The organism is Mesorhizobium sp. CU3 (genome assembly GCF_006442965.1).
GTDB lineage: Bacteria > Pseudomonadota > Alphaproteobacteria > Rhizobiales > Rhizobiaceae > Mesorhizobium.
The window spans coordinates 77,854-89,248 of the sequence record NZ_VFWX01000020.1 but is presented as its reverse complement, the minus strand read 5'-3'; the positions used below and the strand labels follow the sequence as shown (position 1 = coordinate 89,248).

11 protein-coding genes are annotated in these 11,395 nt (G+C 63.0%); 1 reads left to right on the top strand and 10 read right to left on the bottom strand.

The window, feature by feature from the left end:
- Positions 1-72: 72 nt before the first annotated feature.
- From FJ988_RS25780 to FJ988_RS25750, 7 genes are all read right to left on the bottom strand, one after another.
- Positions 73-1,194: a branched-chain amino acid ABC transporter substrate-binding protein gene (locus tag FJ988_RS25780; RefSeq protein WP_140821263.1), complete on the bottom strand. Its 1,122-nt coding sequence runs from the start codon at positions 1,192-1,194 to the stop codon at positions 73-75.
- 137 nt (positions 1,195-1,331) lie between these two features.
- Positions 1,332-1,679: a DUF6867 family protein gene (locus tag FJ988_RS25775; RefSeq protein WP_140821261.1), complete on the bottom strand. Its 348-nt coding sequence runs from the start codon at positions 1,677-1,679 to the stop codon at positions 1,332-1,334.
- Positions 1,680-1,755: 76 nt separating this feature from the next.
- Positions 1,756-2,484 carry an ABC transporter ATP-binding protein gene (locus FJ988_RS25770; protein WP_140821259.1) on the bottom strand — a complete coding sequence of 243 codons (729 nt, stop codon included), beginning with the start codon at positions 2,482-2,484 and terminating at the stop codon, positions 1,756-1,758.
- On the bottom strand, positions 2,484-3,881 hold the full coding sequence (locus tag FJ988_RS25765) for an ATP-binding cassette domain-containing protein (RefSeq protein WP_140821257.1): 1,398 nt from the start codon (positions 3,879-3,881) through the stop codon (positions 2,484-2,486). Before FJ988_RS25765 ends, FJ988_RS25770 begins: the two co-directional genes overlap by 1 nt.
- The gene (livM, locus tag FJ988_RS25760; RefSeq protein ID WP_140821255.1) at positions 3,881-5,275 is read right to left on the bottom strand and encodes a high-affinity branched-chain amino acid ABC transporter permease LivM; all 1,395 of its coding nucleotides are present in this window, start codon (positions 5,273-5,275) and stop codon (positions 3,881-3,883) included. The genes FJ988_RS25765 and livM overlap by 1 nt, the downstream gene beginning before the upstream one ends.
- Positions 5,276-5,280: 5 nt before the next feature.
- Positions 5,281-6,183 carry a branched-chain amino acid ABC transporter permease gene (locus tag FJ988_RS25755; protein ID WP_140821253.1) on the bottom strand — a complete coding sequence of 301 codons (903 nt, stop codon included), beginning with the start codon at positions 6,181-6,183 and terminating at the stop codon, positions 5,281-5,283.
- A 415-nt stretch (positions 6,184-6,598) separates the two neighbouring features.
- A complete protein-coding gene (locus FJ988_RS25750; protein WP_140821251.1) occupies positions 6,599-6,985 on the bottom strand; it encodes an ectoine synthase in 387 nt (128 codons plus the stop codon).
- Positions 6,986-7,160: 175 nt separating this feature from the next.
- Between FJ988_RS25750 and FJ988_RS25745 the strand changes: the two genes are divergently transcribed.
- Positions 7,161-8,045, top strand: a complete 885-nt coding sequence (locus tag FJ988_RS25745) for a LysR substrate-binding domain-containing protein (RefSeq protein ID WP_140821249.1) — start codon at positions 7,161-7,163, stop codon at positions 8,043-8,045.
- 25 nt (positions 8,046-8,070) lie between these two features.
- On the opposite strand, the gene FJ988_RS25740 is transcribed toward FJ988_RS25745, so the two are convergent.
- The 3 genes from FJ988_RS25740 to FJ988_RS25730 are packed head-to-tail and all read right to left on the bottom strand — an operon-like array spanning position 8,071 to position 11,347.
- Entirely contained in the window at positions 8,071-9,072 is a 1,002-nt protein-coding gene (locus FJ988_RS25740) for a 4-hydroxyproline epimerase (protein ID WP_140821247.1), read from the bottom strand.
- A 16-nt stretch (positions 9,073-9,088) separates the two neighbouring features.
- The gene (locus FJ988_RS25735) at positions 9,089-10,396 is read right to left on the bottom strand and encodes an FAD-binding oxidoreductase (RefSeq protein WP_140821245.1); all 1,308 of its coding nucleotides are present in this window, start codon (positions 10,394-10,396) and stop codon (positions 9,089-9,091) included.
- Between the two features lie 15 nt (positions 10,397-10,411).
- Positions 10,412-11,347, bottom strand: a complete 936-nt coding sequence (locus FJ988_RS25730; protein WP_140821243.1) for a dihydrodipicolinate synthase family protein — start codon at positions 11,345-11,347, stop codon at positions 10,412-10,414.
- Positions 11,348-11,395 lie beyond the last annotated feature (48 nt).

Sequence of the window (11,395 nt, the reverse complement as noted above, 5' to 3'; positions counted from 1 at the left end):
GAAGGACGCTACCAAAGAAAATGCCCGGCGCTTGGCGCCGGGCATCCCGAAAAGTCGGCTTTGTTTGCCGGCTTATTTCTCGAAGTAGCTGTACTTGCCGTCGTCACCCTTCTTCCATTCGTAGATGACGTAGTCCGGACGGGTGATGTCGCCCTTGGAGTCGTAGCCGATCTCGCCGATGGCCGTCTTCCACGGACCGCCCGACTTGATGATCTCGGCGACCTTCTGCGCATCGTCGGCCGAGCCGGCCTTGGCGATAGCCTGCGAGATGATCTGGATCGCGGCGTAGGAGTACAGCGTGTAGGCTTCCGGCTCGAAGCCGGCGGCGCGGAACTTCTCCACCACTTCCTTGGCGGCCGGATTCTTGCGCGGATCCGGAGCGAAGGTGTTGAGCGTGCCGGCAACGGCATCGCCGGCGATCGAGGCCAGTTCGTTGGAGACAATGCCGTCGCCCGAGAACAGCGGCGCCTTCAGGCCCTGGTCGGCCGACTGACGGATGATCAGGCCGGCTTCGGTGTGCAGGCCCCCCCAGTAGATCAGGGTGACGCCGTTTTCCTTCATCTTGGCGATGAGGGCCGAGAAGTCCTTGTCGCCGACGTTGACGCCTTCATACATCACCTCGGTGATGCCGTTGGCGTTCAGGTTCTTCTTGGTCTCGTCGGCAAGGCCCTGGCCGTAAGGCGTCTTGTCGTGGATGATGGCGATCTTGGCGTCCTTGAAGTTCTTGGCGATGTAGTCGCCGGCCACCTTGCCCTGCTGGTCGTCGCGACCGCAGGTACGGAAGGTGTTCCACAGGCCGCGCTCGGTGAGCTTCGGATTGGTCGCGGCCGGGGTCATCACGAGGATGCCGTTTTCGGCATAGACTTCCGACGCCGGAATGGTGACGCCCGAGTTAAAGTGCCCGTCGACGAACTTGACGCCGTCAGCGACGAACTTGTTGGCGACCGAGATGCCCTGCTTGGGGTCGGAGACGTCGTCGCCGATCTCGAGCTTGAGCTGCTGGCCGTTGATGCCGCCCGCGGCGTTGATGTCGGCGACCGCCTGCTCCGCGCCCTTTTGCAGCTGAGCACCGAAGGCGGCGTTCGGGCCGGTGATCGGACCGGCGACGCCGATCAGGATGTCAGCGGCCCACGCGCTGCCGCCGAGCGCGATGAACGCGGTCAGCGCAACGGCGGACAAGAGTGATTTTTTCATTGAAACGCTCCCATTTACGGAGTGGGCGTGGATGATACTTTCATGCGATGCCCACCCTTATCGCAGAAAGCATAGAATGCCGATTTTCAGGCACTTGTCACGCCGATTCATCCCCGAAACGGCGTTAATGGTGAACGTCAGCCCTTGGGCTTCCAGCTCAATAAGGAAGCTCTTTCATAGAGCCAGTTATACTGCGTGACCATTTGGTTGGTGCGCGTGTATTGATAGCCGAGGAAGCCCAATACCATCAGCACGATGGTGTCGACGATATAGTAGTGCAGCGAGAACATGGTGCCGTCGAACAGCGCGTGATGGATGAACCGGATGCCGACGCCAAGACCGAGCATGTAGAAGAACAGCTGCAAGTAGCTGCTCCAGGTCTGCGCCGCCGCCTTGCCGGTCATCCATGCCGCCCAGCCGCCGAGCAGGCAGGTGACGAACAGGAACTGCCAGATCGAGGCTTCTTCGTAGATAATACCCTGCATGATTTATCTTCCCGATCCTGCATGATCCAGAAAAGTTGCGGACTTTTCGGAGAAGATCATGCTTCAGAACAAACCCCTAGTGATGGCCGCCTTCCAGATAGGCTGCGCGCACTTCCGGATTGGCGAGCAATTCCTTGCCGGTGCCGCTCATCGTCACATTGCCGTTGACCATGACATAGCCGCGCGTCGCGAGCTTGAGCGCGCCGAAGGCGTTCTGCTCGACCAGGAACACAGTCAGCCCTTGCGTGCGGTTCAGCTCGCGAATGGCGTCGAAGATCTGCTTGACGATCAGCGGCGCCAGACCCAGCGACGGCTCGTCGAGCAGAAGCAGCTTCGGCCTTGCCATCAGCGCGCGGCCGATCGACAGCATCTGCTGCTCGCCGCCCGACAGCGTGCCGCCGCGCTGGCCGATGCGTTCCTTTAGCCGCGGAAACAGCGTGAACACCTTCTCGACGTCCTCGTCGTAATATTTGAGGTTGTCGAGGCTGGCGCCCATCTGCAGGTTTTCCATCACCGTCATGCGCGGGAAGATGCGCCTGCCTTCGGGCGACTGCGCGATGCGCAGGCGCGCGATCTCATGCGTCGGCATCTGCGTGATGTCGGTGCCGGCGAAGGTGATGCTGCCGGTCCGCGCCCGCGGCGCCCCAAAGATGGTCATCATCAAGGTCGATTTGCCGGCGCCGTTGGCGCCGATCAGCGCCACGACCTCGCCCTGGTTGACCTGGACATTGACGCCGTTCAGCGCCCGGATGTTGCCGTAATAGGTCTCGACACCCTTGATGTCGAGCAGCGTTGTGCCGGCCATTATTTCCGCCCTCCACCCGTCGCGGGCTTGGCCGCCGCTTCCTTCGCCAGCGCCTTGGCCTGGCCGATCCAGTCTTCGCGCGCGATGCGCCCGTCAAAGGCGAGGTAGGCCTCCGCCGCTTCGATGTCGGCCTTCTTCCAGGCGGCGATCTGATCGAAATGGAAAATGCCGTGCTCGTTGAGCTTGCGCTCGTTGACAGGACCGATGCCCTTGATACGGATCAGGCTGTCGGCCTTGCCGCCGCGCGGCGCGTCGAGGCGGTTGGAGATGCCTGCGGCTTTCGCAGGTGCTTTGGTCGCCGGTTTTTTGGCGCCGGCCTTGGCGGCGCCGGTCTTTGCCGCCGGCGGCGGTGCGACGGGCTTGCTGGCGATCGAGGCGGCGCGAGCGTCGACTTGCGCCGCTTTAGAGGCGCCCTTCGAAACCGTGACGCGCTCGCCCTCGTTTGCGTGTTCGGTCGTATCGGAAACCGGTCCCGCCATCATCGAAGCGGAATTACCTGGTCCGTGCGCCGAGTCGGGGCCGGTGTCGAGCTGCTCGATGACGTCCTCGTCGCCGACTTCGACCAGCACTTCCTGCACTTCCTCGTCGTCGACGCCGAGATAGGCGGCAATGACGCGCGGATCGGTGCGCACCGACTGCGGGCTGCCGTCGGAGATCTTGCGGCCGTATTCGAGCACGACGACGTGATCGGAAATCTGCATGACCACCGACATGTCGTGCTCGATCAAGAGGATCGAGGTGCCGGTGTTGTTCTTGATGTCCATCAACAGCTCGTTGAGGGCCGCCGATTCCTTCGGATTGAGGCCGGCGGCCGGCTCGTCGAGGCACAGGAGCTCCGGCCCCGTGCACATGGCCCGCGCGATCTCCAGACGGCGCTGCGCGCCATAGGGCAGGTCGCCGGCCGGGTCATCAGCGCGGTCGACGAGATCAGCCTTTTCCAGCCAGTGCTTGGCGAGCTCGATCGATTCGGCCGAAGCCTGGCGGTAGCTCGAAAAGCCGAACAGGCCGAGAATGGTGTAGCCCGAGGCCTTCATCAGCTTGTTGTGCTGCGCGACCAAAAGGTTCTCCAGCAGCGTCATGCCCGAGAACAGGCGGATGTTCTGGAAGGTGCGCGCCACCTTTGCGCGCGCCGGGATCTCGTGGTTGGGCAGCCGCTCGAGCAGGTAGCTGGAGCCGTCACGCCGGTTGAGCGTCAGCATGCCTTCCGACGGCTTGTAGAAGCCGGTGATGCAGTTGAACACCGTCGTCTTGCCGGCGCCGTTCGGGCCGATCAGCGCGGTGATCTCGCCGCGCTTGGCCTGGAAGGAAAGGTCGCCAATGGCAACCAGGCCGCCGAACTTCATCGACAGATGCTCGACCTGCAGGATGGTATCGTTTGTCGAAGCCTGCGCGTTCATCAGCCGTGCCCCTCCTTGGTGAAGGACGCGGAGACCGCTCTTCGTTCTTTGAGAAATGCCGTCGGTTCTCGACTGCCGACGAAGCCGCGCGGCTTCCACAGCATGACGATGACCATGGCCATGCCGAACAAGAGCATGCGGTAGAGCTCCGGCGTGAAGTCGGGGCCGAACACGGCCTTGAGGAAGTCCAGCTCGCGCAGGATTTCGGTGCCGCCGATCATCACCAGCGCCGCCACCGCGATGCCGCCGAGCGAACCCATGCCGCCGAGCACGACGATGGCGAGGATGATCGCCGATTCCAGGAAGACGAAGGATTCGGGGCTGACGAAGCCCTGGCGTGCCGCGAAGAACGAGCCGGCGAAGCCGCCGAACATCGCGCCGGTGGCGAAGGCCGTGAGCTTGGTCGTGGTGGTGTTGATGCCGAGCGAGCGGCAGGCGATTTCGTCCTCGCGCAGCGCTTCCCAGGCGCGCCCGACCGGCAGGCGGCGAAGCCTGATGGTCACGAAGGCGGTGAGCAGGCAAAGCAGCAGGATGAGGTAGTAGAGGAAGATCTTGTAGTAGGCGCCCGACTGGGCGATGTGCAGCACCTTGGCGATGTAGTTCGGATCCGAGACGTTGAACGACATCAAGCCGAAGAACGATACTTTCGGAATGCCGGAGATGCCGGCCGAACCGTTCGTCACCTCGCGCCAGTTGATCAGCACCAGGCGGATGATCTCACCGAAGGCAAGAGTGACGATCGCCAGATAGTCGCCGCGCAGCCTCAGCACCGGGAAGCCGAGCAGCACGCCCCACATCGCGGCCATGGCGCCGGCGGCCGGAAGCAGGATCCAGAACGACAGGCCGAAATGCGTGCCGAGCAGCGCATAGGCATAGGCGCCGACGGCATAGAAGGCGACGTAGCCGAGATCGAGCAGGCCGGCGAGACCGATGACGATGTTGAGGCCCCAGGCCAGCATCACATAGATCAGGATCTGGATGCCGAAATTATCGACCCATTTCAGCGAACCCTGGAAGCCGAACAAAAGCACCATGGCGACGGGGTAGAGAAAGAGAACGACGAGGCCGATCTTGTTGAAGTTGCGGCGCACCACGCCGGGCTCCGCGGCAGCGGCGGCGGGCGCCGCTGCCTTCTCGGCCTTCGACCGCTCCATCGCCGGGACGGCATAGGCGACATAGAGGAAGCGGCCGACGGTAACCGCGATGACCACGATGGCAAGCAGGCCCCAGCGTTGAACCAGGATCAGTTCGTTGTTGATGTTCTGGTCGGTCCTCAGACCGATGAACAGCACGAACAGTCCAAGCGAGATCAGGCCGGCATAGAGCGCCTCGCGAAAGGCGCGCTGGATTGGAGTGGCGACGCTGTCGCGCTCCGAAGACGTGGTAACGGCCATGAGGATCAGACCTTTTCGACTTCAGGCCGGCCCAGAATGCCGGAGGGCAGGAAGATCAGCACGATCGCCAGGATCGAGAAGGCGGCGACGTCCTTGTAGTCGATGGAGAAATAGGCCGACCACATGCTTTCGATGAAGCCGATGAGCAGTCCGCCGAGCACTGCGCCCGGCAGCGAGCCGATGCCGCCGAGCACCGCGGCGGTGAAGGCCTTCACGCCCGGCACGAAGCCGTCGGAGAACACCACCACGCCGTAGTACATCAGGAACAGCGTGCCGGCGACGGCGGCAAGGGCGGCGCCCATGATGAAGGTGATGGAGATGGTGCGATCGACATCGATGCCGAGGAGTGCTGCCATCTTGCGGTCCTGTTCGCAAGCGCGCTGCGCCCGGCCCAGCGCGGTCCGGTTGACCAGGTACCAGAAGAGCGCCAGGAGCACGACGGTGACGATTACGATGATGATCTGCTTCAGCGAGATGCTGATCCCGTCGATCGTATAGACCTGGCTGACCAGCGGCGGGATCGGCTTGTTGCGCGGCCCTTGCGTGACCTGCACGAAGTTGGACAACGCGATCGACATGCCGATGGCGGTGATCAGCGGCGCCAGCCGGAACGAACCGCGCAGCGGCCGGTAGGCCACCTTTTCGATCGTCCAGTTGTAAAGACTGGTGAGAAGCATCGCCACGATCATCATGATCAGGAGCGCGACCACCACCGGCACCGAATAGAACAGCGCCCCGAGGATGAGGAAGACGATGAGGGCGGTGAAGGCGCCGACCATGAAAATGTCGCCATGGGCGAAATTGATCATGCCGATGATGCCGTAGACCATCGTATAGCCGATCGCGATCAGCCCATAGATCGATCCCAGCGTCAGCCCATTGATAAGCTGCTGGACGAAGTACTGCATATTTAAGCGGCTCCCCTGGAATGTCGCCTTTGCGGACGCATTCCTTTTCGTATTTCCCCTAGTCGTAAAGTTTCGAGCCCGGATTGCAACGTGATTTTTCAATCGCCTGCGTGGTTTGGAAGCACGCCGTCCGATTGCCCGTTTTTTTCGCGCCCGACCCCTGGACTATCGCGGACCCTAACATTGGCACAACGCAATGTCTTTGACGATTCAACCTTATGATGACGCCGCTTTCGAAGAAACCACCGTCAAAATAAGTTGATGAGCAGATTCCTTGCGTTGGCGAGCGCGCTCCGTTTTCAACCGTCGGGCTTTCCGCCGGGTCAGGATTCTGCCGCATGTGACGGTCCCGTGACAGCGAGGCGCCTCCGCGGACAGACGCTTCGCCGCAATGCAAAGCAGTTACAGCGAATTGTCAGTAAGCAGAGCCTCCTTCTCCATTGAGACTGTGCTTCTCGGTGCCGTTGAGCGGCGGATTGAAGACGCTTACCAGCACCATGTCGCCAGCGTTGTCGGCGCGCAGGAAATGGTCGTCATGGGCATCGAGCACATAGATCGTGCCCGGCTCGACCCGATGGACCGTGCCGGCCATGTCCTCGACCTCGCCGCTGCCGGAAATGCAGTAGCAGGCCTCCAAGTGCCGCCGGTATTGCAGCCGCGATTCGCTGCCGGCGCGAACGACGGTGTGGCAGACCGTGAAGCCCATGCCGTCTCGGCTGGTCAGCAGGCGATGACTGGTGCCGTTGCCCCAATCGACGAAGAAGTCAGTTTTTTCTACATCTGTCAGTTGCCGGGTGAACATCGGAGCCCTTTCATCGAACGGCGGGTTTGGAAGCGCTTGCGCTTCGAAATCGGCTGGATTGGTCGACTTTTCGGAAGATCTCGGATAGGGATCCAGCTAGGACAAGATCAATGACGCGGCGCGGGCCATGTTTCAAATGATGGATTTTAGCGCTATCTGTTAGAGATTTTTACAGATGGACTATCTGCCGCTGAATGCCATCCGGGCTTTTGAGGCCACCGCCCGCCACCTCAGCTTTTCCGCCGCCGGCGAGGAGCTGCATGTCACCCACCCCGCCATCAGCCATCAGATCAGGCGGCTGGAGGAATGGCTTGGCGTGGCCCTGTTCCATCGCGACGCCCGCAAGGTTCGCCTGACCGAGGCGGGGCTTGCCCTGCAGGCAGCCGCGAGCGCGGCGCTGATGGAACTCGACGCCGCCTGCCGTCGCATTCGCAGAAGCGCCGGCGCGCAGTCGCTCTCGGTCGGCTGCATTCCCTCCATCGCCAGCCGCTGGCTGGTGCCCCGCCTGTCGGACTTCACCGCACGCCACCCCGAGATCGCGATCCGCGTCGCCTATGCCAAGGCCGAGGATCGTCTCGCCGACGACGACAACGACGTCCTCATCACGCTCGGTGCCGACCCTTCGCCGCACGTCACCAGCCTGAAGCTGTTCTCGCGCATCAGCCGGCCCGCCTGCAGCCCGCACTATCTGGCGCGCCAGGGCGGGCTGGATACGCCGGCAGAGATTGCCGCGGCAGACCTGCTGCATGACGAGACCCGGCAGGGCTGGCAGGAGTGGTTTGCGAAAGCCGGGATCGGCATGACCGACATCGGCAACAGCCCGGTCTTCGCCGATTTCAACATCCTGGCCACCGCCGTCATCGCCGGCCATGGCGTGGCGCTTTGTCCGATCGAGGTCTTCCGCGAAGAGCTACGGCGCGGCGACCTCGTCGTCGTCTCCGATATCTCGACCGATGACGACAAGGGCTATTTTCTGACGATGTCGGCCCAGCCTTCCGCAGCCGAAATCAAATTCGCCGACTGGTTCCGTGACCAGGTATCGGTGAAAGCCACAGCCTGACGGCTGAGGGCGCCGGCCGGCCGCATCAAGTGACAATAAAACCGTGCGCGAACGGATCGCGGTCGTCGATGAAGATAGTGTTCAGTCCGGTCATGCGTGCCCAGCCGCCGATCGAAGGAATGATCGCCGGCTTGCCGGCGACGGAAACCTCTTTTTCGACCCTGCCCTTGAACAGCGAGCCGATGATCGATTCGTGGACGAAACTATCGCCTTCCTTGAGCTTGCCCTTGGCGTGCAGCTGCGCCATGCGCGCCGAGGTGCCGGTGCCGCAAGGCGAGCGGTCGATCGCCTTGTCGCCGTAGAAGACGGCGTTGCGCGCATCGGCCTCGGCATTTCTCGGCTCGCCGGTCCACAGCATATGCGACAGCCGGTTGATGCCGGGGTTCTCCGGATGGACGAAGGAGTATTTCTCGTTGAGGCGCCGCCGCACCACCGGGCTCCAGGCGATGAGGTCGCCGGCCGTGTAATCGGCCATGTCGCGGTAATTCTTCTGCGGCTCGACGATGGCGTAGAAATTGCCGCCATAAGCGACGTCGACGCTGATTTCGCCCAGCACCGGGCATTCGACGGTCAGGCCTTCGGCATAAAGGAAGGACGGCACGTTGGTGATGCGCACCTCCTCGACATACTCACCGACCTGTTTGTACTCGGCGATCACCAGGCCGGCCGGCGTGTCGAGCCTGAGCACGCCCGGCGTCTTCGGCTTCACCAGCCCATGCTCGATCGCCATCGTCACCGTGCCGATCGTGCCGTGGCCGCACATCGGCAGGCAGCCGGACGTCTCGATGAACAGGATGGCGATATCGCAGTCGTCCCGCGTCGGCGGATAGAGGATCGAGCCCGACATCACGTCATGGCCGCGCGGCTCGAACATCAGCCCGGTGCGGATCCAGTCATATTCGGCCAGGAAATGCGCCCGCCGTTCCATCATCGTCGAACCCTGCAGCAGCGGCCCGCCGCCGGCCACCAGCCGCACTGGATTGCCGCAGGTATGGCCGTCGATGCAGGTGAAGGTTTTTTTGGCCATGGTCATTCCCTGACTTTCAGAACCGTTGCGGGCGGAAGGGTGTGAGATCGAGCGGCGGAGTCTGCCCGAGAACGAGATCGCGGATCAAGCGACCGGTCGCCGCCGACTGGGTGAGACCGAGATGGCCGTGACCGAAAGCGTAATAGACATTCGGCGTCCGCGCCGCGCCGATGACCGGCAAGGAGTCCGGCAGCGACGGGCGAAAACCCATCCACTCGCGGCCGCCCGCAGGATCGAGCCCCGGCAGGAAACGCTTGGCTTTCTCGAGCATCGCCTTGGAGCGCGCGAAATTCGGCGCCCTCTCGATGCCGCCGAGCTCGACGGCGCCGCCGACGCGCAGGCCCGTTTCCAGCGGCGTGATGACGAAGCCGTGCCCGGAAAAGATCAGCTGCCGCTTCACGTCGAAGGCCGAGACCGGCAGTGTCGTGTTGTAGCCGCGCTCGGTTTCCAGCGGGATGTGGTCGCCCAGATTCTTCGCAAGGAGATGCGACCAGGCGCCGGCCGCGATAAGAAGCTTCCTCGCCGTCCGCCTGGTGCCGTCGGCCAGAACTATCGTGGCGCCGTTTGCGCCGGCCTCTATGTGCTCCACCCGCGCGTGCTCGAAACGGGCGCCCAGCTTCTCCGCATAGGCCCAGACCGCCTTGCCGAGCAGCTTCGGATCGGCGACCGTCTTCCAGCCCGGCACGAAGGTGCCCTTGACGAAGCGCGGTGACAGGCCTGGCTGCAGCGCCGCCATCTCCTCGCCCTCGACATGGCGAAAGCCGATGCCGAAACGTTCGCGCTCGGCCCAGCCGGGCAACGAGGCGCGGAACTCCGCCTCACTCTCGTAGAATTCCAGCGAGCCGTCCTCGCGCAGCATCGGCCGCGTGCCGGAGCGGTCGAGCAGGCTCATCCATTCCGCCTCGGCCAATCTCATCATGCCGACCTGCGCAGCCAGGCTCGCCTCATAGTGCTTCGCTGCACCCGCCCGCCAGAAACGGAACAGCCAGGGCAGAAGCTTCGGCAGATAGGCCGGCGGGATAGTCAGGGGCCCAAGCGGATCGGCGAGCCATTTCGGCAGGTTCTTGAGCATGCCCTTATGCGCCAGCGGCAACACGTCGGAGAAGGCGAAGGCGGCGGCGTTGCCGGAGCTCGTCTCCTCGCAGATGCCGGTGCGGTCGAACATGGTGACGCTGCGTCCGGCTTCGCTCAGGAACGTCGCAGCGCAGATGCCGATGATGCCGCCGCCGATGATGGCGATGTCTTCTCCTTCTCCGCGTGAACGCGGAGAAGGAGCCCGAAGGGCGGATGAAGGGCGGCGCCCCTCCTCGGAATTTTCCTGCACGCGAATGCTTTTCCCTTATTCGGCTGCCACCAACTTGTCGGCCGATCGATGAGACGTCTGGAGCGACGGCAGTTGCGGCCGCACCGCCAACGCATCCCGGACGATCTTCTCGACGGCTTTGCGGCGCTCGCCCGACAGCGGCTGACGCGGCATGCGCACGCGGTCATTGGTATCGATTGCCAGCACTTCGGCAAGCTTGATGTTTTGGACCAGATAGGTCGAGACATCGAGGTCGAGCAGCGGCCGGAACCAGCGGTAGATTTTGAGCGCCTCTTCGCGGCGGCCCTGCCGCATCAGTTGATAGATGGCGACGGTCTCGCGCGGGAAGGCGGTGACCAGGCCGGCGACCCAGCCGATGGCGCCGACCGACAGTGCCTCAAAGGCCAGATTGTCGACGCCGGTGAAGAGGTCGTAGCGGTCGCCGAAGCGGTTGATGATCTCGGTCGACCGGCGAATGTCGTCGGACGATTCCTTGATGGCGACGAAGCGCTCGTCCGACGCCAGTTCCTCCATCAGCTCGACGGTGACATCGACGCGATAGGCGAGCCGGTTGGAGTAGATCATCACCGGCAGGTCGCCGGCCTCGGCCACCGCCCGGAGTGCGGCGACCGTCTCCTCCGGGTTGGTGTGGTAGATCGGGCTCGGCACCACCATCAACCCATCGGCGCCTTCCTTGGCAGCGCGCTTGGCGATACCAGCCGCCTCGCGGGTGCCGGGCTCGTTGATGGTCAGCAGCACCGGCTTCTTGCCGGCGACCTTTTGGGCCGTCTTCAGCACGTCGATCTTCTCATCAACCGACAGCATCGGCCCTTCGCCCAGCGATCCGCAGACGATGATGCCGTCGCATCCGGCCTCCATCTGCAGCCCGTAGCAGCGCTCCATCTCGGCATGGTCGAGGCGGTCGTCGGCGGTGAATTTGGTCGTGACGGCGGGGAAGACTCCGGTCCACATGGCGATCTCTCCAATTGATATATCAGTCATATATCTATTAAAAGCTGG